This is a genomic window from Ralstonia sp. UBA689 (genome assembly GCF_002298975.1).
Taxonomy (GTDB): domain Bacteria; phylum Pseudomonadota; class Gammaproteobacteria; order Burkholderiales; family Burkholderiaceae; genus Ralstonia.
In genome coordinates this window covers 126,030-147,107 of the sequence record NZ_DBMV01000011.1, presented here as the reverse complement: position 1 = coordinate 147,107, position 21,078 = coordinate 126,030, and the positions used below count along the sequence as shown (strand labels likewise).

Here is a 21,078-nt window from a genome sequence, read left to right as displayed (position 1 = left end):
CAACTGCAATGATGTAACGGGCACTTATGTGTTGCTCTCACCCATCCACGTCCACACGACCAGAGCTTCGTCTTGCGGCAGTGGTAACCCGGCGCGAATCATCGACCGCCCCTTGTACCAGCGCACGCTTGATTGGCTGGCCACCCATGCAGCCATCGGATGCTCAGGGGGCAGTGAGGGGCGCCACATGCCATCCAAGGGCGTGGGTTCACCCGAGCGCACCGTCACTGGGGCGCCGGTTTGCGTAGGCGGTGCGTTGACGCGAAAGCGTACGCTGTCCTGCAGCCGGTTCCACAGGGCAAGCGCTTCTTCGTCGGTGAGGGAAGAGGACTGGCCGAGCGTTCGATTGGCCTTGACACCAGTGTTGAGTTGAATGTCGACCGAGGCGGGGTTCAGTGCGCTGCCACTCTTGCCGATGGAGGCCCACAGGAATTCATGCGCGAACACGCCTTTTTCGATTCCGTTGCGCCGTAACAGAACTTGCTCGCCCTTCCAGCCATTGACTTCACGCTTGCCCAATTGCAAACGCGTGACGCCGGGGACAGTCGCCTTACCCATCGCGCTGTAATGGCGTTCGATCAGGCCGGGGTCGCCATCAGTGCTCGCGTCTTTGTTGGACAGAATCGAGAAGCTGACGTCCGGAAGGCTCGGCAGGTCAATGCCTGCACCGAAGATTTCCTGATCGCTGCCGGCAGCATCGGCAATGAAGCCATGATCGATGCAGACGCCGGGGGCTGTGGGGATCTCTGCGCTGTCACGTGCTCGCAGTTTTGGAATCCATTCTGCAATCGTACGCGCTCCCGACCACTCAAAAAGATGGGGGCCCGCAGCGACAAATGACCACCCTCCTTCATTGCCAAATTGCTTGGCATTCTTGCTTCGGAAATAGCGCACCTGAATGCTATTGCTGGTGCTCCCTGGACCGAAAAACGTAATCTCGGCTGTCTTGTTTTCCGCAAGAATTTTGGTCCGATAGGCTTCCGCCATAGCCTTCAGTTGCTTGGCTTCCCCAACGTGGGTAATGATCTTCCCCGGAAACTCCTGGAAGCCCCAAAGCAGTTCCGCTTCTGCCGGCACCTCCATCACATAGCGTCCAAAGCACACCTGCTTGGTCTTGGCAAACAGCTTTTGCAAGCGCGGCGACATGACAACGGGTTCCGACATTTCTTTCTCCGCAAAGGCTGTCGATGCGTAGCCCGCCAGCATCAGGCTACCCAGGATGATTGAAAAACCACGACGATTCATTTGTCCCACCAGGCGGCAGTGTTGGCTATCTTGACGATCGAATACAGGAGGCTAGCCAGTACCTTGTCGTCCATATAGCTCTTCTGATGGTCGTAGCCGGTCTGCTGGAAGTGCACGCCGCCCACAGCCTCGGCGGAAGCCTTGGCCGGCACCGTCTGGTCGCCGGCTTCTTCCGCAGGCGCTAGTTTCAGGGTCAGCAACTTGTTGCCTTGTGTGCGCACTACGATTTCGCCCTCGGCATCCTCGCTCTCGATGGTCCATTTGAGGGGATCACCATGAGGCGAGAGATCGGACGTATCCGCCCGCCAAGTTACGCTGCCATAGGTTTTTTGCGAAGTGTCCGTACCGTAGCTTGCGTAGGTTGTGCGGTGGTACAACCCCTTGATGTTCTTGTGAAAATCCTGAGCGTCAGCAATTCTCTCTCTGGCCTGCGAGTACGCATCTTTGTAGTCCTCCACTCGCTTACCAGCTGGATTAATCCACTCCGGATTGAGCAACCGCCACCACTCCTTGGGGTTCCGCCCGTAGATGTCATAAACCGGCTCCCCCACGACCGCAGGAGGTGTCGGCTTCTTCACGCCCAGCGACTGATGCAGGCGCATCTCTTCGTGATACGCCTTCAATGGTTCATCAGAGGTGGCGGGCAGTGCCATTGCGAGCCGGTCATCGTGGGCGGCTTTCACGCGCAGCCAGCCACGCGGGTACGAGGCGATCGGCAGCAACTCCAGCGGCCCCGGGGCATTGGCAAAGACCGCGGTCACATCCTTGCCAGACTTGCCCATGATATTGCGGGCAACCCGCCCCTTCACATCGAGTGTAGATGCGGCATCGAACCCCGTGCGCACCCGCTTGTAGGCTGCCGCCGAACCAAGCGCAGGCTGTACGCTGTGGTAGACGCCGAGGATCTTGTCCTTGATGTTTCCATACTCCGGATGCAGCAGCGCACGTGTCACAAGCCCACCCATCGAGTGGGTGACGACGATGACTTTCTCGCATTGCCGCCCATTGGCCTTGTACATCTCGATGATGTCGGTAATGCGCATGGCTATTTTCTTCGCGGACGTGCCATTGCTTTGCAGGTAGTTGTAGCCCATTGCATAGACCGGATACCAGCAGTTGGCCACACGCAGAATGTCTGCGTCAGTTAGAGCGTCGCCCGCGCCGCCCCACTCGGAAGGATTGATGTCCAATACCTGCCTGCTGGGGCTAGTGCCTTCCTTACGCCAACGTGGGCTCACCATTGTGATGCCACCAATTGTTGGGTATGCCATGTCGTTCAAGCGCTCCTCCATCAACTTGATGACCTCGCCATACGATGAGCGAAACAGCACTTCGCTCCAGCCACGCCACCGGGCCTTCTGCGCGGCGGTGGATTCATGCTTGCCGCGTTTGGCTTTCCATTGTTCGGCGGCCGGTGGCAATGGCGCGCTCATTAGCAAGCCAATATCAGGGAGTCCGTTTGGTACATCCTGATGACGCGCGTCGGAATCTTGGGTTCTCTCGCCGGTCAGGTCGAATTTGCCCGCGTCTTCCGTGATCTCGTAGCGGTCAACTTCGACCTCATCCGGATCGAACATGAGCTGCCGCTGATTTGGCGTGAGGTACTGTGCTTGGAGGGTGTCACCGCCGAATAGCCCGCCAGGGCCCAAATCATCCGGTCGCCACGCCGTGTTGTCTGTCTGCTTGAGGAACGCTTGCCGCTGGCGGCTCATGCGCAGGTTGGTCCCCATGACGCCCGGCAGAAAGATGATGGGGATCACTTTGGTCGGGGGCACAGGCAGGCTGACGCGCACCTTGTCAATCGACGGCGTGAGGGCAATGGTAGCGCCGGCATGCCCGCCGATTTCTTCCCCGAGGGGCAGGTGGATACGATCAATTTCCATGCAGCAGGTCCAGAATCTGAATTTGGAGGTTTTCCGCGCTCTGGCTTCGATGCAGCTTGGTCAAGCCATCGGAGCCGGTCACGCCTTCGATCAGGCTGCCGTCGGCATGCGTTATGCGGAATTTGCGGTTGGCAGCCGGGGAGCCGTCGGGTAGGTGCAGATAGACTTCTTGGTCGAAATCGCTATGTGGCAGTGAAACAGCGCCGAGGCTCATGCCATCAGGGCCTGTGACGCTGTATGAGCCGGCATGAATTTGCTTCTTCCCGTTCATGCCCTCAACGATCTGCTGAGGCGTCAAACGCAGGTAGGTTTGCCCGACCTTGAACAAGATGCCTTGATCGGCCTCCAACACGATTTCGCCCAGCGAGCGGAGATGGATCTTGCGGCGGGCGATGCCTTTGATGTCACCGTCCTGCGCTTCGAGCACGATGTGATCGGTGGCAGCAACGAGCTTGATGCCAAGACTGTGCGCGAAGAGTGCTATGCGGCGCGCAGCGCTGGCAAAGAACCCGCCATTGCTGACGAAGGATGCGTGCTTGCCCGTGGTCACGGCCAGATGCGCGCCGCTGTGCAACTGGGTGGATTGGGCGGAGGTCGCGGCCATGCCGGCGGGCGATGCCAGCACAAGGTGTGGCGCACTCAGTTCACCGTGAGCCTCGCCGGGGCCACGAATTTCGTCATTCTGTGCTTTAAGCGCCTGGGCGACGTCTCGTTGTTCGGCATCTTGCGCCTTGTGATGCTGCGCGAGTTGGCCGGTGGTGTCGTGAGCATGCTGGGCCTGATGCAGTCGGTTGACCGTTTCGCCCATGTCCTTGTGGTGCTCTTTGGCATCGGGCCGGGCTTCGGTGCTGATCAGCAGGCCATCGCCGCCGCGCACGGCGCCGTGCCCGTCTGTGCGCAGTTCGAACCCTTCGCCGCGTTTCTCCTGGCGCCCGATGCCGCGCAGGATACGGGTGATAAAGCCCAGGCTGAGGCTGGAGTTCTGGTGATCGCTTTGCAGTTGCGTCTGAATTTGCCCCTGCGTGTCGTCCTGCACGAAGGTGTTGGTGCTGCCCCCGTGCAGTTCTTTGCTGACGAAGCCGGACAGTGCGTGATGCCCCGGCATCGGCCACTGGGGCATATTGTTCCGGTTCGGGACACGGCCAGTCACGATGGGGCAATCCGGATCGCCATTGAGGAAATCGACGATGACTTCCTGGCCGATACGCGGAATCTGAATGGCCCCAAAGCGCTCGCCTTGCCATGGAGAGGACACTCGTACCCAGCAGGAACTGTTGGCGTTTCGTTTGCCGATGCGGTCCCAGTGGAACTGCAGGCGGACGCGGCCGTATTCGTCGGTCCAGCTTTCCTGGTTTTCCGGGCCAACCACTGTGGCCGTCTGCGGCCCCGTGGTGTGTGGTTTGGGTTGCGTGCGGTCGGGGCGGAAGAGTTCGTTGCTGGGCTGCGCGGTGAAGCTGACTTCGCAGTGCCACGGTCGACCACCCCCTGATGCTTCGGGCACGTCCTCAATCAGAAGCCGCGTGTCGAGGATCAGGTACTCCCGATTGGCTTGGTCTTGCAAGAAGTGCGTCAGCTTGAATGTGCAACCCGGCACCATGGCCCGAACGTTGCCAGCGCCGCTGGCTCGTCGGCCGTGCTGGCGCAGGGCTTCTATTCGCAGGCGGGCGATCTGATTGCCTTCGGCCCACGGGTCGTTGCCGGTGGCGGGCTGGCCGTGGTCGCCGGGCCATTCGCGCACTTCGGCATCGGCGTGGGCGGTGTCGAGCGGATCGGAGGCGCGGACGGTCAGGTCTGCCGTTGGCTTGACGAAGTCGTAGTCGGTGCTGCTCCATTGGCCGGAGACAACGCGGTCGTGCAACTCGAAGGTGTGCAGGTGTTCTTCGTCGATGCGATCAGAGGACGGTTGCCAGCGGATCGTTTGATATGCGTGGCTGGCGAACGGCGCAAACGCGCCATTGCCATCGGTGAGGATCAGGCGATGCTTGCCAGCGCTGTGTTCGATGTGCCAGGAGATGCCCCATTCCTGGGTTAGGCGCTGGAAGAACTCGAAGTCGCTCTCGTTATATTGGACTTGGTACTCGCGCCTGGGGTAGCGGGCGACATCCAGGCGGCGTTCAGCGGGGAAGGTGTAATCGGCGAGCAGGGTGTCGAGAATCTCGACCACGGTCTGTTGTTGAAAGATGCGGGTATCGCGGTTCAGCGTCGCCAGCCAGAGCCAAGGGCGTAGGGTGAGGCGGTATTTGATCTGTCGACCCTGGCTTACGGGGATGGGGCCAACGATGTCGGTGACCAGTCCCGTGATCTCGCGCTTACCGGCGCCGATGCCGCCACCAAGTCCCGTGCCGTTGCCATCCAGCGCAATGGTGACGGTGAGTTCCCGACCGCGTAGTGCGTTGGTATCGAGATTAGCGCCGGGCCCGTAAAGTACATTGCGGTCGTCTGGCGTCTTGAGTTCGAGTTGATACTCGAACAGCTCGCACAGGTGCTCGGCGCCGGATAGCTTGGAGAACGCCAGGGCGGGTTGGCCCATGACCTCGGGCAATCCAGCACCGGAGACGGTGACGGTTCGGGTGGCAAACGATAACTCTCGACGGCCCATGGCGGCAACGCTTCAGCTCGGGAAGCTGTAGAGCGTAGCCAGCGAAAGGTCCGTCCGCCTGCGAAGTCACAACATTCTTCAATCCGTGAGTGTATTGAATAACCGATGTTTCGCTGCCGAAGCCACCAACACGTTGTTACGCGGACAGGACGTGAAAAAAAAAAGCGCCACGGCGTTGTATTGCGGTGGCGTTTCTTTTTCTTGTTTCGCGACTTACTTGCCTGGCACCAGATGCACACGCGACTCGGTGGCGGCTTCTACCGCGCGGCGCGAATACAGCAGCGGAAAATACTCACCTTTGAGCCACATCGGTGCAAGGTCGCGGTAGTGCGGATTGTCTGGATCGCCGGACTGGCCGGGCAGGTTGACGGCGCGCGAGTTGTCCCAGTTGCCGACATCCACCACCGTGCGGAACGACGGGCCGTTGGTCTGCAGGAAGTCGCTTGCGCGGTAGGTCGATTGGTTAGGCGTGTACGGGCTGCCGCCTTCGGGTGCCGGGCCGACGTTGAGCTTGGCGCGCGTGGCCTCGTCAACGATGGCGGCGAACGGGTGGGCGTTCAGGTTGTGGTGCAGTGCGCCCCAGTTCCACGATTGCGGGTTCGGCCCCTGGCGCTTGACCATGTCGGCCCAGGCGTCCTTCAGGCTGGCGAGCAGCACGGTGTCGCGTTTGGCACCGGCTTGTTGCGGGTCTTCGCCAAACTTGCGCTCAGTGCCTTGCGGGTGTTCCAGCGTATCAAGCATCACCGCTGTGTCGGGCGTGCCGACGGCATCGGCGCCGGCTTTGGATAGCATGGCGTTCTTGAACGTGCGGCCCAGGTGGTGCGTGAACCAGACCTCGTGCAGCGCAGCTTGCGGAGAATCCGCCAGCATGGTCGCATTCCAGCCCTTGAAGAGGTTGAGCGCGGCTTGCGTATCCGCCTCATTGGAGGACAGCGGCGCAAGCAGCGCCATCAGCCGGCGGGCCGGAATCGACACCATGTCGTTCTGCAGCCGCATCGAGTCTTCGATCGACACCTTGTCGAGCTTGGCCAGGACTTCGTCAATGCGTGCGTGGCGCGAGCCGTTGGTCCACTCAAAGCCGAGTTTCCGCTCGCGGTAAGGGTAATCCGGCGGCAGGTTCATCTCGTTGGATGAAGTGAAGTAGCCGGATTTCGGGTTGTAAGTGCTGGGCAACTGATCACCGCGCCAGAAGCCGGCCCATTCATAGCGGCCATCGCCGGGCACGGGCAGCAGGCCATCCCAGTTCGGGCGGATCGGAGCGAGGCCGCCCGGCACCCAGCCGATGTTGCCCTTGGTGTCGGCGTAGACCTGGTTTTCGGTTGGCGCGCCCCAGTTCATCATTGATTGCTTGAACTGTGCGAACGTGCGTGCACGCATATAGCCGACTGACCCGAAATACGGCGACATACCCGACGACAGCCATGCCGAGCGCACGGCATACGCGCGGTGCTTCTCGGCATCGATGTAGATGACCGGGCCGTGGCGCGTGAAGGTCAGGTCGACGGGGCGGGACTCGCCGCCGCGCACCTTCACGGTTTCATGCAGCACGGTGAAGGGCTCCCAGCCGCCGTTGTAGCGGTATTCGCTGTTGTTGGCCGGGTTCAGCTCGTAGACGTAGAGGTCTTCCTGGTCAATGTTGAAGATGGTCAGGCCAAAGGCGACGTGGCCGTTGTGGCCGATCGACACGGCCGGCAGCGACGGCTCGCCCGCGCCGATGATGTCGAGCGTGGGCGTGCTGATGTGGGCGATGTAGCGCAGGCTCGGTGCCGAATATGCGCGGTGCGGATCGTTGGCCATCACTGCGCGGCCGGTGGCGGATTTGTCCGGCGCGATCACCCAGTTGTTGCTGCCCTCCATGGCTTCTTCCAAATTGCTGGCGGCCGCCACGCGCACGCTGTCGATGTCCACGCCCTTGAGCGATTCGGGCGTGACGCGCACGCCTTGCGTGGCAAGCGTGAAGACCTTCAGCAAATCCTTCGGCAGGCAAGGGTCCAGGCCCTCCGGCAGCCGGGTTTGCCAGGCGGGCTGCAGGCCGAAGCGGATGGTGTCGTCGGCAAGGCTGGCCTTGCAGGCCACGTTGGCGCGAGCGACTTCCGATTGCAGGTTGCGCGTCAGGCCGTGGCTGCGGATGCGTACCACGTCTTCCGGAGCCCAGTGCGCGGGCGCGTAGTTCAGCTTGCGGAACTCGAACGGCAGGTGCTCCGGATGCTTGGCCAGCCAGTCGACATACGCATTGATGCCGGCGACGAAATGCGTGGCAATGCGCTGCGCATCGTGGCTGTAGTGGGTCCACTCGACCTGCATGTCGCCGCGATAGAGGAACAGCCGCGTCGCGCGATCCTGCTCTACGTAGGCGGGGCCGAACACTTCCGAGAGTTGCCCCAGGCCCCGGCGGCGCCACAGGTCGATCTGGAACAGGCGGTCGCGCGCGGCGTTGAAGCCCTGTGCGAAGAAGCCATCGTCTTCGCTCTTGGCATAGATGTGCGGCACGCCCCAGCGGTCGATCAGGATGTCGGCAGGCTTGGACAGGCCAGGCACGGCGATCGTCTGTGTGGTGGCTGGAGCGGCAGCCTTGGGTGCCTCTTTGGCGACGGCCTGCGTTGCCACGCCAAGCGCGATGGCGGACAGCAGAACAGGAATCGAACGGATGGGCATGGCGATGCGGTCTCCTTTCTGAGCCTGGAATGCCGGCGCAACCCGCGGTGGGCAGCGGGAATCAGGCGTTCTTGTGGGTACGACAGATAGCCGCGAGTGCGGCCGATGGGAAGGGCAAGCTGGCCGATCGGTGAAGCTGGATGCTGGGAACTGCTAGGGGAGAGATGCCCACCGATCGGCACAGGGCCTCAGTATGCGCACGCAAGAGCACTCGCGCCAATGACTTTTGTTGGATCACCCATTCCGTCAAGGCATGGGTGCGTGTACATCGAGGCAATCGATCGACTCAACGTGGATCAACTCAGCGTCTGCGGCCCCGCCTTGCGTTGCACGTTGGCGGCCAGCACATGGCCGAGTTCTCCGGGGAAGATCGGTTTGGTGATGACCGACTGGTAGCCGGCCTCCTTGGCGGCCTTCAGCCGGATCGGATCGGCAAACGCAGTGACGGCGACGGCCGGCAGATCGACCATGCCGCGTGCACGTATGGCCCGCACGAGTTGCATGCCATCCATGCCGGGCATCGCCAGGTCGCTGACCAGCGCATCGAACGGATGGTTGTCGACCGCATGCGACAGCGCATCGAGCGCGGCTTCACCGCTGGACACGGTGACGACCTCGGCGCCGTAGCGTTCGAGCATCAACGCAATCACGCTGAGCGATTCGGGATTGTCGTCCACCGCGAGCACACGCATGCCGTCCAGCGCCGGGGCGCCCGTGCCGGCGACAAGGCCCGGCGTCTGCGCGGCCTGTTCGTCCTGTGGTGCGATGTGCAGCGGCAGGGTGACCGCCATGGTGGTGCCGTGATTGGCGCCGCTGCTCGCCGCGGTAATGCGGCCATGGTGCAGGTCGACCAGTTGCTTGGCGATCGCCAGGCCCAGGCCCAGGCCGCCGTGCCGGCGCGTGCTCGACAGGTCGGCTTGCTGGAAGCGGTCGAAGACGTGCGGAAGGAACGTCGGCGCGATACCGATGCCCGTATCGCGCACGGTGGCCACCACGCCTTCCGGCGCCGGGTGTACCGCCAGCCGGACACGCCCACCTTCGGGCGTGAACTTGACGGCATTGGCCAGCAGGTTCCAGAACACTTGTTTCAAGCGCCCGGCGTCGCCTTGCAGCACGGGCACCGGCAGGTATTCGGTCTCGATGGTGATCTGCTTCTGGCGCGCCATCGGCTCGATGGTCTCGCGCGCACGCTCCAGGACATCGGCCAGGTCGACCGGGCCGATTTCCAGCGGCACCTTGCCCGACAGGATGGCCGACATGTCGAGCAGATCATCGATCAGGTGGACCTGCGTGCGGGCACTGCGCTCGATGGCTTCCAGGCCGCGTTTGAACAACGCTTCATCGTAGGTGCGCATGTTTAGCAATTGCGCCCAGCCCAGCACTGCATTGAGCGGCGTGCGCAACTCGTGGCTGACGGTGGCCAGGAAGTCGTCTTTCAGGCGGCTGGCACGCTCGGCTTCCTCACGCGCGCGGGATTCGACTTCGAGCAACTGCGCGCGGCGCGCCTCGGCCTGGCGGTGCTCGCTGATGTCGATCACGGCGTTGGTCAGGCCGATGATCTCACCGTTGTCGCGCAGGGGCATGACCACCACGTCGTAGACCACGCGCTGCGTATGCCGGCGGCGGAACGCGAATTCCACGCGCGTGGGCGTGCCGGTGGCGATCACGCGCTGGCCAGCCTCGGTCAGGCGTGCGGCGGCACGGCGGCCGAACACCTCGCGCACAGTGCGCCCCAGCAACTGCTCGGGCTGCAGGCCGAACACCGGGTTGTGCACCCAGGTGAAGTGCATGGTGTTGTCGACGTCATAGAGCGAGATGGGCGAGGCCTGCAGCGCGGCCAGCAGGCGCTGTTGCGATAGGCGTTCCAACGTTTCGGCCCGGGCCCGGCGCTCAGCACCGGCCCGGGCGCGACGCAACTGCTCGCACAGCAGGCAGATCAGCAGCGCTCCCACCGCGAACACGCTCAACTGCGTCGGCGTGAAGTTTCCGGGCGGCGCGGATTGCAGCGTCGCCAACCCGGCAAACAGCAATGCATAGGTGGCGATCGCCGCCATGCCCGGCCAGAAGCCGCCGTACCATGCGGCCACCGTCACCACGGGAAATGCCAGGTAGAACGGCAGGCGGATCGCCACGGCCGATTCCAGCAGCAGCCGTGCGAACGTGCCGACCACGGCCGCCCCGATCGCCACCAGCCACGCCGATGGGCGAATGGCTGGCGCGATGCTCAGCCCGCTATCGCCAGATAGGCTGAAAGTGGGCCCGGGATCGGCCGGCCGAGCGGAGTCGGCGGCGCGTGTTCCCAGCGGGCGGGACGAAGGATGCAGGATTGGCTTCACGATCAGGCGCAATATCGTGTGCGACGGCGCAAAGCGTCAGCATACGAACGGGGCGACGCCGCTGCCATCGGGGTTTCGCTGACATGCCCGCAAGACATCGCCCGATTCTTGCCCGGGCCAATACTGGCGTGGGCGTGGGAGCTTATCCCCCTGACGAGGGGTGCGCGGCATGTTCGGGGTGTTCGGGATGCGGATCGCGCAGGCGGTTGCGGTGCGTCAGGTCCGGAAACAGGCGCATCCAGACCGCCACCACCAGCAGGGTGCCCAGCGCGCCTACCACTACCGAGGCCACCGGCCCCAGCAGCCCGGCCACCATGCCCGATTCGAACTCGCCCAACTGGTTGGACGCCCCCACGAACACCGAATTGACGGCGCTCACACGTCCGCGCATGGCATCGGGCGTATCGAGTTGCACCAACGAGGTCCGGATCACCACGCTGATCATGTCCGACGCCCCCAGCACCACCAGCGCCAGCAGTGACAATGGCAGCCAACGCGAGAGCCCGAACACCAGCGTGGCCAGTCCGAACACCGCCACCGCCGCGAACATCACGCGGCCCACGTGCCGGTCCAGCGGGCGATGCGCCAGGAACAGCGCCATGCCCAGCGCGCCCACCGCGGGCGCCGAGCGCAGCAGCCCCAACCCCCACGCCCCCGTGCCGAGAATGTCGCGCGCGTAGATCGGCAGCAGCGCGGTCGCGCCGCCCAGCAGCACCGCAAACAGGTCCAGCGAAATGGCGCCCAGCACCACCGGCCGTCCCTTGATGAACACGATGCCCGCGAACAGCGATTGCAGGCTGACCCGCGTGGCGACTGGCGTCGTGCGTTGCACGCGCAGCACGGCCAACAGCACGTGCGCAAGCAGAAAGAGTCCTGCTGCCGTGGCATACACCACTGGCGCGCCAGCCACATACAGAAAGCCGCCCACTGCCGGCCCGAGAATGATGCCGGTCTGCCCGGCGGAACTGGAAAGCGCCACTGCGCGCGGCAGCGCCTGGGGCGACACCAGCGAGGGCAGCAGCGCCTGCAGCGTCGGCGTTTCGAACGCGCGCATCGCGCCGATCACCACCACGCACAGGAAGATCGCCTGGATACTGGCATGCTCGCTGAGTGTGGTTGCCGATAAGCCCAGGGCCGCCAGTGCCTCCACGGCCTGGCAGACACGCACCACGCGGCGCCGGTCGTAGCGGTCGGCGATATGGCCCGAGGCCAGCACCAGCACCACCGAAGGCAGGAATTGCACAAGTCCGACCAGCCCAAGCACGTAGGCACTGCGCGTCAGGTCGTAGATCTGCCAGCCGACGGCCACCCCGAACATCTGGTAGGCGAAGGTGGTGGACAGCCTGGCGAACCAGAACAGCCGGAAGGCGGGGTAGGAGAAGGGCGCGTGCGACAGCGTTTGCGCAGGCGCGGAAGCAGTGGAAAGACCGGCGTCGCCAGACACGTTGGATGTGCGCCGGAGGCCGGCGATTGACGGAAAGGGCGGAAGTGATGAACCGAATGCCCGTCATCGTAACGGAAGTCGGTTCCCAGAGGCGGGCTAGGCGGGTACATGACTTGCGAAACAACCTGTCCATCATTACAGGAACTTTCATCATGTCGACTGCAGGCAAACAGAAGACCCGCCGCTGGTCGCAGCACGTGATGGAAACGAGCGACGCGCTGGATCTCGAACCCGACATCTTCAAGTCTCGCAGCCCGGCACGTATTGCCGCCTCGCTCAAGGCCTCCGCGGAGCGCAGCAAGCGACGCAAGGGATCGGCATTCCAGTCGGCCATGTCGATGCTGACCTTCTATATCAATCGAGGAGGGCGCAATCTAAGTGCCGGACAGCGCCGGATTCTGGAGCGAGCCAAGGACAGCCTGCGCATCAAATTCGGCCGTCCGCCCCGCAGGACGGCCAAGGTTCGGCACTGAGCGAAGCGGGCAGTGCGCTCAGATGGTCAGCATCACACAGAGCAGTTGGCGCGCAATGGCCTTGGAGTTGCCATCCGGTGAATAGGTGGACAGAGATTTGCCCTGGTGCTTGACGGTAACGATGCCGTTGCGGGTCGAATAGGTGGCGTCGATCCGGCGGCCGCAGCATTCCATATGCAGCGGAGCGGTATCGGCCAGCAGGCGCGAGGTGTCGGACGACGTTGCGGAGGTTGCGGGCGGAAGCGGGTACGTGACGGCGGCTTGTTGGGCGGGTTGGCGCATGGCGCTTCCTTTCGGAGGAGTCGGGTATCGCTCTCAAGGCATGTTTTGTGCCAGCAGCGGGGTGCGGCGTTGTTCAGCAAAAGCTGCGCAGGGCACGCGCGAAATATGACAGTTCAGACCGCCGTCCCGTCGGGTTTGACGTGCCGCGTCGGTCTGCGTGACAAAGTTTGTCAAATTTGTAAACGCAATTAACCGCCAGGAGATTTTCCCGGCGGGCAAAAAATGGGCTACCAGTGTGGGGCAGCACCTGCCATTCTGGTGAGTGACGTGGCGCGCTCAGTACAGGCATCCTCGCCGACGTTCCAACCATGCCAACAAGGAGGCGATATGAGTTCCCATACCTACAAGATGATCGAGTTGGTCGGCTCGTCCCCCGAATCGAGCGACGCGGCCATCCGCAACGCCATCGCGCGGGCCAGCGAGACGCTGATGCATCTGGATTGGTTTGAAGTGCTGGAGACGCGCGGCCACCTCGTCGACGGCAAGATCGCTCACTGGCAGGTCACGCTCAAAGTGGGGATGCGGCTGGAGAGCCTGGCGAGCGAGAAGCCGGCCGGCAAGAAGAAGGGGAAATAGCGCAATAGAAATAGAAAAAGGCGGCCACGGAATCTCCGGGCCGCCTTTCTCAAGGGTATCGCGCGACTGCGTTATTGCGCTTGCGAGAAGTCCAGCGTGTTGGTCAGGTCGCCCATCGGCTTGTTGCCGTTGGCCACCAGCGATGCGTCACGCAGCTTCAGGCCAGGCAGCGTCGGCAGGGCAAAGCGGTGCGTGATCAGGCGCAGCACCGAAGCCGTGTCGTACTGGGTGTGGTCCACGAAGCCCTTCTTGGCGAACGGCGAGACGACGATCGCCGGGATACGCGTGCCCGGGCCCCAGCGGTCGGCCTTCGGCACCGTGGCGTGGTCGTAGAAGCCGCCGTTTTCGTCATACGTCACGACGATCACCATGTTCTTCCACTGCGGGCTCTTCTGCAGTTGGGCGATCACGTTGGCGATATGGGCATCACCGTCAGCCACGTTGGCGTAGCCGGGGTGTTGGTTCAGGTTGCCCTGCGGCTTGTAGAACGTGACGGCCGGCAGCTTGCCTGCGGCGGCATCCTGCAGGAAGGCCGCGTCGTAGTCGCGCAAGTGGGCCGTACGCTCGGCAGCGCCGGTGGCGGTAGCCGGGTCGAAACGGCTGAAGTAGTTGAACGGCTGGTGATGTGGCTGGAACTGGGTCGTGCCGCTGTAGATCACGCTGCGCGTGGCGCTCGGGGCGTCGGCGATGGCCGAATTCCAGGCGCCGGCATACCAGGCCCAGTCCACGCCCTTGGCGGTCAGCAGGTCACCGATCGTCGTGCTCGACTGCGTCGGCAGGGTCGTGGCCTTGGTCGGGTCAGCATAGGCTGCGTTGCCGCTGGCTACCGCGTTGCCCGACGGCTGGTACGGCGGCTGCATCGTGTTCACAGCGTACGAATTGCCGTTGCTGTCAACCGGGGTCAGGTTGCCGTCCTTCGTGCCGCTGGTGTACGACGTCGGCGCGCCAGCCATCACGGAGCTTGCGCTCGGCACGAGCGTGGGCGAGCCATTCGCACCCACGTTGACGGAGGCGATGCTGTTGGCCGCCGGTGAGTTCTTGGCGTTCGGGTAGATCGGCGCGCAGGCACAGACCAGATATTGGTGGTTCAGGAACGAACCGCCGAAGGCACCCATGAAGAAGTTGTCGGCCAGCGTGTATTGCTTGGCGATGTTCCACATGGCCATCTTGCTGCCGTCGTAGTAGCCCATCGTCAGGCCGCCAGCATCGGCATACGCGGCGAACATGTCGTTCTTGCCGCCGTTGATCTGCATCTGGTTCTGATAGAAGCGGTGCCACAGGTCACGCGTGGTCACGCTTTGCGAGACGACCGTGCCCGTGCCGTTCACGCCGGCCGGATTGTCGATCTGGAAGGGCTTGTTGGCCCAGCCTGCGGTGTTGGCCTGCGGCATGGTCACGCTCTGGCCGGCAGCGGTCAGGCCGCCCCAGGTGGGCGGCAGGGTCGGCAGCACGGAGCCGTCGAAATCCTTTTGCGCAACGGCGGTGCCGGTGGAGGTCGGGTTCACGCCCGGGATGCCGTTGGCGCCCGGGAACAGGCCGTAGAGGTTGTCGAAGCCCCGGTTTTCGGCATAGATCACGACGATCGTCTTGACGTTGTTGGCCAGCGCCATGCGCTTGCTGACGCCGTCGTCGATACCCTTCTTGACGTCATCGCCGCCTTCTACGGCATCGGCAATCAGGTCGATGGCCTCGTCGATCTCGGCCTGCAGCGCAGCCTTGGTGCCGGCATCTGTTTCCTTGTTGTGGTCTTCCAGCAGCTTGTCTGCGGTCACGCCCAGACGAGCGGCCAGCGCGGCCTTGGCTGCGTTGAGGTCGCCGCCGTTGCTCTCCATCAGCGCGGTCAGCTCGGTCGAGATGGCGCTGATGATGGCGTTGGCGCCGGCCGGTGCACGGAACACCAGCGGACGCGTGATGGCCGTGTGCGTGCCTGCGGCCGGATCGTTGCGGAACGCATCCGTGCCGATCTCCACCGTCACGGCACCCGTGCCGGCCAGCGTGTAGGCGCCGTTGGCATCGGTATACGTGCTCGTTTCACCGGCGTCGCACTTGCCGTTGTTGTTGGCGTCGATGCAGACCTTGGCATGTTCGAAGTAGCTGCCGGTCACCACGCCCGATGTGGATTGGGTGGAGGCGCTGCTGTTCGAGTTCGAATCGCTGCCACCGCAGGCAGACATGCTGGCCGCGACCAACGCGGTCAGCGGCAGAAGACGGAACGCTCGGCTCATGATTTCCCTGGATTGTTGTGTGGGGGACGAAAGCGACCGGGAGTCTGGGCTTCCTATGTGACAAGTTGATGATGAAAGCGTTGGCCCGAGGCGAGTCTCGGTCAAGTTGACGGTCATCACCGTTATCAGGAGAAGCAGAGGGACCACCGAACGTTTGAAGACTTTTCTCACCATGCGGGCTCTCCAGGGGCTGAGGTGACAGCGGTTTGACGACATCAAATCGTCACGATTGCCATGCTACCTTGCGAGACTCCCATCGTTGCGCTCGCTGCCGATTCCGCCAATGCCCCGTCTTCTGCCTGTGTCCGCTGTTTGCCTGATGACCGCCTCGGCGCTCGTGTTCGGGATGGTCGCATGCGGGCGCGTCGAACCGGCCACGGCGCAGGCTGCCCCGGTTCCGGCTTCGGTGTCCGCACCAGTGGCAAAGGTTGCCGCAGCTTCGGCACCCGCCGCGGCGCCTGCCTTCGAGAAGGCCTTCTATACGATGATGGCGACGCGCCGCCCATCGGTGCCGGCCATGACGGCGCTGGGCAAGGCGCTGTTTTTCGATCCAGCGCTGTCCGCGTCGGGCAAGCTGGCCTGCGCAAGCTGCCATAGCCCCACGCACGCCTATGGCCCATCGAACAACCTCTCGGTGCAACTGGGCGGCCCCGAGATGAACAAGACCGGCGTGCGTGCTGCCCCGTCGCTGCGCTATCTGCAGAACGTGCCGCCGTTCACCGAGCATTTCTACGAGAGCGACGGCAACGACTCCGAAGACCAGGGCCCCACCGGCGGCTACACCTGGGATGGCCGCGTCTCGTCCACGCACGATCAGGCGCGCATCCCGCTGCTGTCTGCGCACGAGATGGCCAACGGCACGCCGGCCAAGGTCGTCGCCAAGCTGCGCGAGGGCCGCCACGCGCAGACGTTCCGCCAGGTCTTCGGCAACGACATCCTCGACAACGAGGACACCGCCTTCCGCACCGCGCTCATGGCGCTCGAAGTCTTTCAGCAGACGCCGTCGGAGTTCTATCCGTACGACAGCAAGTACGACGCGTTCTTGCGCAAGCAGGTCAGGCTGTCTGCACAGGAGATGCGCGGGCTGCAACTGTTTGCCGATCCGGCCAAGGGCAACTGCGCGTCGTGCCACGTGAGCGCCATCAAGCAGGACGGCGCGTTCCCTGCCTTTACCGATTTCGGCCACATTGCAGTGGGTGTGCCGCGCAACCGTTCGCTGGCAGCCAATGCCGATCCGGCCTTCTTTGATCTCGGCCTGTGCGGCCCCGACCGGACCGACCTGACGGACCATGCGGAGTACTGCGGACGCTTCCGCACGCCGTCGCTGCGCAACGTGGCGCTGCGCAAGACCTTCTTCCACAACGGCACCATCCACTCGCTGGAAGACGCGGTGCGCTTTTACGCCCAGCGCGATACGCAGCCGCAGAAGTGGTATCCGCGCAAGGCCGACGGCAGCGTCGACAAATTCGACGACTTGCCGCCGCAGTACCGCAGCAACGTCAACATGGAGCCTCCGTTCGGCGGCAAGCCCGGCGACAAGCCGGTGCTGACCGAGGCCGACGTGCGCGACATCGTTGCCTTCCTCAAGACGTTGACCGACGGCTATCGGCCGACGCGCGTCGCCCAGCGCTGATTGCTCTGGCCCGTTTGTTGCGGTGTCCGGCAAAAGCGCAGCTGCAGCTTTGCACGGCCCGTGCGTGCGCTGCGGTTATCATCGGCGGATCGCCTTTCTGCTGTCCCTGACTTTTCACTATGACTTGGCTTGCTGACCCGTCCATCTGGATCGGCCTGTTCACCCTGGTGGTGCTCGAGATCGTTCTCGGCATCGACAACCTCGTTTTCATCGCCATCCTCGTCAACAAGCTGCCGCCCGCGCAGCGCGATCGTGCCCGCATGATCGGCCTGGGGCTGGCGCTGGGGATGCGCGTGGTGCTGCTCTCGGCCATGTCATGGCTGATTACGCTCACCAAGCCACTGCTGACGATCGGGCCGGTGGAGTTGTCGGGGCGCGCGATCATCCTGCTGCTGGGCGGCTTCTTCCTGCTGTTCAAGGCGACGTCGGAGCTGCATGAGCGCCTGGACGGCCAGCCCCAAGACGATAGCCACGGCACCGGCCACGGCAAGTTCTGGAACGTGATTGCGCAGGTGGTGATTCTGGATGCGGTGTTTTCCATCGACTCCGTCATCACCGCCGTGGGCATGGTCAACGACCTGCCGGTGATGATCTCTGCGGTGGTGCTGGCCATGGGCGCCATGCTGTTTGCCTCGCGCCCGCTGACGGCTTTCGTCAACGAGCACCGCACGGTGGTGGTGCTGTGCCTGAGCTTCCTGCTGATGATCGGCTTCAGCCTGGTCGCCGAAGGGCTGGGCTTTCATATTCCGAAGGGCTATCTGTACGCGGCCATCGGCTTCTCGATCCTGATCGAGTTTTTCAACCAAGTGGGCGAACGCAATGTGGTGCGCTACGAGCGGCGACGCCCTTTGCGCGAGCGCACCGCCGACGCCGTGCTGAGCCTGCTGGGCGAGCAACGTGTCGCGCAAGCCAAGGGCGAGGCCGCAGAGGCCGCTCCGCGCGATGCCGATCAAGGGGCCGCCGAAGCGGTGTTCCGGCCCGAAGAGCGCAGCATGGTCAGCGGCGTGCTGGACCTGGCCGAACGTTCGGTGCGCTCGGTCATGACGCCGCGCCACGATATCTCGTGGGTGGATCTGGAGGCGGACGCCGCCGTGACGCGCAAGTTGCTGCTGGCCGTGCCGCACAATCAGTTTCCGGTGTGTCGTGGCGGGCTGGATGATCTGGTGGGCGTGGCGCGCGCCAAGGATCTGATGGGCGACCTCGACACGCGCGGCGCCGTCGACATCGAGCGCTCGGTCAAACCGGCGCTGAAGGTGTCGGACAACATCGGCATCCTGCGCCTTATGGACCAGCTCAAGCGCGCGCGCGGTCGCATGCTGCTCGTCACCGACCCGCTGGACGTGGTGCAGGGCGTGGTCACGCCCATCGACGTGCTCGAAGCCATTGCGGGCGAATTCCCCGACGAGGATGAGCGCCCTGATGTGGTGGAGCTTGAGCAAGGCGGCTGGGATGTGGCTGGCGAGGCCGACCTGCTCCAGCTCGAAGATGTGCTGCATGTGGACTGGCTGCTCGATGAGAGCGGCGGCGCGACGAGCCTGGGCGGTTACTTGTTCAACCAGTGGGATCGCCTGCCCGAAGTGGGCGATACGCTGGTGCGCCACGACCTGCGCTTCGTCATCCTGGAGGCGGGCAGCCGCCGCATTGTGCGCGTGCGGATCGAACGCTTGGAAGAGGTCACGGCGCCCGACGCCGAAGCCTAGGCTCACGCTGATTCCTCGGGTAAGGATGGCACCGGCGCGCGAGCGAGCCCCAGGCCAAGCACGGCTGCCAGCACGCATGCAATGCCGGCCACCTGACGGGTGCTGACCGCCTCGCCGAGCAGCGTGGCGGCGAGCACGACGGCCGTTGCCGGCGCCAGCGCGGTAAAGAGCGATGCCTCTGCGCCGCTGACGCGCGCCGCGCCTGCATACCAGAGCACAAAGCCGCCGACGGTGGGCACGACGGCGTAGTAGGCGACGGCGGCCAGCGCGTGGAGTGTCTGGGCGGATGCGTGCAGTTGCCACGGCGCTTCCCACAATGCAGGCAGCAACGCCGTGAGCAGGCCGAACGCGCTCATCAGCGTCGACAGCGCCAGCGGCGGCATCGGCGTGCGCAGCCGCTTGTTGAGCAGAATAAAGAGCCCCTCGCACAGCACCGCGCCAATCACCAGCAGGTTGCCCAGCAACGGATGCGCGGCACCGCCGTCGGGTCGGAAGGCAATGGCCAGCACGCCCCCCGTGGCCAGCACAATCGCGCCCAGCACCGCGCGCCCGGGCCGCTCACCCAGCAACACGATGGCGATCAGCGCCGACACCACCGGCAGCGTGCCGATGATGACGCCCGCATCGGCCGCCGACGTGTAGCGCAGCCCCGAGATCAACAGTGTCGTGTAGCCCACGCTGCCGGCCGCCGCCTGCACGAACAGCAGCCCCCAGCCGCCGCGCGTGAGCACCGGCCAGCGCGTGCCCGCCATGCGCATGGCGACGAGGAACAGCGGCAGCGCCATTGCAAAGCGCAACGCTGTGGCTGTGAAGGGCGGCAGGCCGGCCGCGATGATCTTGCTGGCCGTGACCGTGCTGCCCACCAGCACCATCGCCAAGGCAAGGTAGATGCAGCCTTCGAGCCGTTTGGACATGTCGCCCCCCTTGCGGTTGTGAAAGCCCGCAGGATGGCCGCACGCGGTACGCGCGTCTTGAACGAAATTGCAGAGGAGGGTGCCGGAGGCCGGGAGGCGACCTACCGCGCGGCAGCCACCATGCCGGGCGACACGCCGTACTTGCGCACGAACTGCCGTGTCATGTGACTTTGGTCTGCAAAGCCGCAGGCAGCAGCCACCTCGGCCAGGGGCAGCCCCTGGCCGATCATGCGGCGCGCCAGGGCGACGCGGCGCTGCAGTTGATACGCATGCGGCGTGAGGCCTGTCACGCGGGCAAACCCCCGCAGCACCTGGAAGCGGCTGAGGCCGGTCTCGCGCGCAAGGTCGAGCAGCGAGATCGCCGCGGCCGGGTCATCGTCGATGCGCGCGCGTGCCAGGCGGATCGTGTCCGGGGCATGGTCGATGCCATGGCTGGCAGCGTGCAGCACGTCGGCTAGCACAGAGAGCAGCAATTGCTCCCGCAGCAGCGCATCGTGCTGTGAGGCCGGTGCGGTCATTTGCGCGAACAGCATGCGGACGCGACGCGCCAAGTTGGCATCGTGCGCGACCGGGCGGTCGAACTCAGCGTCGCCATGGCCGCGGCGGCGGTTGCTGACCTGCAGGTCGCGCGCGAGGTCGGTCACCACGTCGGGGTCGAAGTACAGCATGCGCCAGGCACGGCCAACATCCCCGATAGGCGTGCCGTCGTGTACCTCGGCGGGGTTGACCGTGATGACGTCGCCCGCGCCTGCCTCGACCATGCCGCGTCCGCTGAACGACTTCTGCGCGCCGCGGTCGACGATGCCGATGCCGAACTGTTCGTGGGTATGGCGTGGAAATGCGTGCCCCGAGTCGGCGGCGACGGCTTCCACGCCGGGCATGGCGCAGCGGAGCATCGAGAACGAAGGGCGGGCCGTCCGGCTGGGCAAGGCGGGTCTCCAGGAATGCGGGCGAAGGGTGCCGCGTGGCCGCAGCATAGCGTGCTTGACGCAGGCTGTCGCACGGGTGCCGGAGGCGCCATTTTGCCGGTACAGCGTGGCGTTCTGCTGCGCTTCTTCGCATTTCACTCATTTTCTGGCGCCGTGCGGTTGCTATGCTCAAGCGGTCTCCTGC

Annotated in this window: 14 protein-coding genes; 4 read left to right on the top strand and 10 right to left on the bottom strand. The window is 64.1% G+C overall.

The features are described from left to right. Window positions 1–24 precede the first annotated feature (24 nt). From B4F51_RS06260 to B4F51_RS06235, 6 genes are all read right to left on the bottom strand, one after another. A complete protein-coding gene (locus B4F51_RS06260) occupies window positions 25–1,245 on the bottom strand; it encodes a T6SS immunity protein Tli4 family protein (protein ID WP_296224221.1) in 1,221 nt (406 codons plus the stop codon). Next, entirely contained in the window at window positions 1,242–3,128 is a 1,887-nt protein-coding gene (locus B4F51_RS06255; RefSeq protein ID WP_296224220.1) for a lipase family alpha/beta hydrolase, read from the bottom strand. Before B4F51_RS06255 ends, B4F51_RS06260 begins: the two co-directional genes overlap by 4 nt. Continuing rightward, a complete protein-coding gene (locus tag B4F51_RS06250; protein WP_296224219.1) occupies window positions 3,118–5,658 on the bottom strand; it encodes a type VI secretion system Vgr family protein in 2,541 nt (846 codons plus the stop codon). The genes B4F51_RS06255 and B4F51_RS06250 overlap by 11 nt, the downstream gene beginning before the upstream one ends. Window positions 5,659–5,940: 282 nt before the next feature. Beyond that, window positions 5,941–8,382, bottom strand: a complete 2,442-nt coding sequence (locus tag B4F51_RS06245) for a penicillin acylase family protein (protein WP_296224218.1) — start codon at window positions 8,380–8,382, stop codon at window positions 5,941–5,943. A 296-nt stretch (window positions 8,383–8,678) separates the two neighbouring features. Further along, window positions 8,679–10,730: a hybrid sensor histidine kinase/response regulator gene (locus B4F51_RS06240; protein WP_296224217.1), complete on the bottom strand. Its 2,052-nt coding sequence runs from the start codon at window positions 10,728–10,730 to the stop codon at window positions 8,679–8,681. Window positions 10,731–10,860: 130 nt separating this feature from the next. Further along, window positions 10,861–12,162, bottom strand: a complete 1,302-nt coding sequence (locus B4F51_RS06235; protein WP_296224216.1) for an MFS transporter — start codon at window positions 12,160–12,162, stop codon at window positions 10,861–10,863. Between the two features lie 152 nt (window positions 12,163–12,314). On the opposite strand from B4F51_RS06235, the gene B4F51_RS06230 reads away from it, so the two are divergent. Next, window positions 12,315–12,635, top strand: coding sequence for a DUF3175 domain-containing protein (locus B4F51_RS06230; protein WP_296224215.1), 321 nt, complete (start codon window positions 12,315–12,317; stop codon window positions 12,633–12,635). An 18-nt stretch (window positions 12,636–12,653) separates the two neighbouring features. Here the strand turns inward: B4F51_RS06230 and B4F51_RS06225 are convergent, their stop codons facing one another. Then, window positions 12,654–12,917: a hypothetical protein gene (locus tag B4F51_RS06225; protein ID WP_296224214.1), complete on the bottom strand. Its 264-nt coding sequence runs from the start codon at window positions 12,915–12,917 to the stop codon at window positions 12,654–12,656. A 327-nt stretch (window positions 12,918–13,244) separates the two neighbouring features. Between B4F51_RS06225 and B4F51_RS06220 the strand changes: the two genes are divergently transcribed. Continuing rightward, on the top strand, window positions 13,245–13,493 hold the full coding sequence (locus tag B4F51_RS06220) for a dodecin (RefSeq protein WP_296224213.1): 249 nt from the start codon (window positions 13,245–13,247) through the stop codon (window positions 13,491–13,493). 71 nt (window positions 13,494–13,564) lie between these two features. Here the strand turns inward: B4F51_RS06220 and acpA are convergent, their stop codons facing one another. Continuing rightward, a complete protein-coding gene (gene acpA / locus B4F51_RS06215) occupies window positions 13,565–15,718 on the bottom strand; it encodes an acid phosphatase (RefSeq protein WP_296224212.1) in 2,154 nt (717 codons plus the stop codon). Between the two features lie 283 nt (window positions 15,719–16,001). On the opposite strand from acpA, the gene B4F51_RS06210 reads away from it, so the two are divergent. Both B4F51_RS06210 and B4F51_RS06205 read left to right on the top strand, forming a co-directional pair. Further along, entirely contained in the window at window positions 16,002–17,351 is a 1,350-nt protein-coding gene (locus B4F51_RS06210) for a cytochrome-c peroxidase (RefSeq protein WP_296224211.1), read from the top strand. 119 nt (window positions 17,352–17,470) lie between these two features. Continuing rightward, a complete protein-coding gene (locus B4F51_RS06205) occupies window positions 17,471–19,051 on the top strand; it encodes a TerC family protein (RefSeq protein ID WP_296224210.1) in 1,581 nt (526 codons plus the stop codon). 2 nt (window positions 19,052–19,053) lie between these two features. Here B4F51_RS06205 and B4F51_RS06200 read toward each other — a convergent pair whose 3' ends face one another. Both B4F51_RS06200 and B4F51_RS06195 read right to left on the bottom strand, forming a co-directional pair. Continuing rightward, window positions 19,054–19,965 (bottom strand): DMT family transporter, encoded by a 912-nt coding sequence (locus B4F51_RS06200; protein WP_296224209.1) that lies wholly within the window; start codon window positions 19,963–19,965, stop codon window positions 19,054–19,056. 101 nt (window positions 19,966–20,066) lie between these two features. Then, window positions 20,067–20,846 (bottom strand): AraC family transcriptional regulator, encoded by a 780-nt coding sequence (locus tag B4F51_RS06195; RefSeq protein WP_296224357.1) that lies wholly within the window; start codon window positions 20,844–20,846, stop codon window positions 20,067–20,069. Between the last annotated feature and the right edge of the window lie 232 nt (window positions 20,847–21,078).

Coding starts and splice junctions, on each gene's coding strand:
- B4F51_RS06260 (WP_296224221.1), bottom strand. CDS start 1,245: ATGAATCGTCGTGGTTTTTCAATCATCCTGGGTAGCCTGATGCTGGCG.
- B4F51_RS06255 (WP_296224220.1), bottom strand. CDS start 3,128: ATGGAAATTGATCGTATCCACCTGCCCCTCGGGGAAGAAATCGGCGGG.
- B4F51_RS06250 (WP_296224219.1), bottom strand. CDS start 5,658: ATGGGCCAACCCGCCCTGGCGTTCTCCAAGCTATCCGGCGCCGAGCAC.
- B4F51_RS06245 (WP_296224218.1), bottom strand. CDS start 8,382: ATGCCCATCCGTTCGATTCCTGTTCTGCTGTCCGCCATCGCGCTTGGC.
- B4F51_RS06230 (WP_296224215.1), top strand. CDS start 12,315: ATGTCGACTGCAGGCAAACAGAAGACCCGCCGCTGGTCGCAGCACGTG.
- B4F51_RS06225 (WP_296224214.1), bottom strand. CDS start 12,917: ATGCGCCAACCCGCCCAACAAGCCGCCGTCACGTACCCGCTTCCGCCC.
- B4F51_RS06220 (WP_296224213.1), top strand. CDS start 13,245: ATGAGTTCCCATACCTACAAGATGATCGAGTTGGTCGGCTCGTCCCCC.
- acpA (WP_296224212.1), bottom strand. CDS start 15,718: ATGAGCCGAGCGTTCCGTCTTCTGCCGCTGACCGCGTTGGTCGCGGCC.
- B4F51_RS06210 (WP_296224211.1), top strand. CDS start 16,002: ATGCCCCGTCTTCTGCCTGTGTCCGCTGTTTGCCTGATGACCGCCTCG.
- B4F51_RS06205 (WP_296224210.1), top strand. CDS start 17,471: ATGACTTGGCTTGCTGACCCGTCCATCTGGATCGGCCTGTTCACCCTG.
- B4F51_RS06200 (WP_296224209.1), bottom strand. CDS start 19,965: ATGTCCAAACGGCTCGAAGGCTGCATCTACCTTGCCTTGGCGATGGTG.
- B4F51_RS06195 (WP_296224357.1), bottom strand. CDS start 20,846: ATGCCCGGCGTGGAAGCCGTCGCCGCCGACTCGGGGCACGCATTTCCA.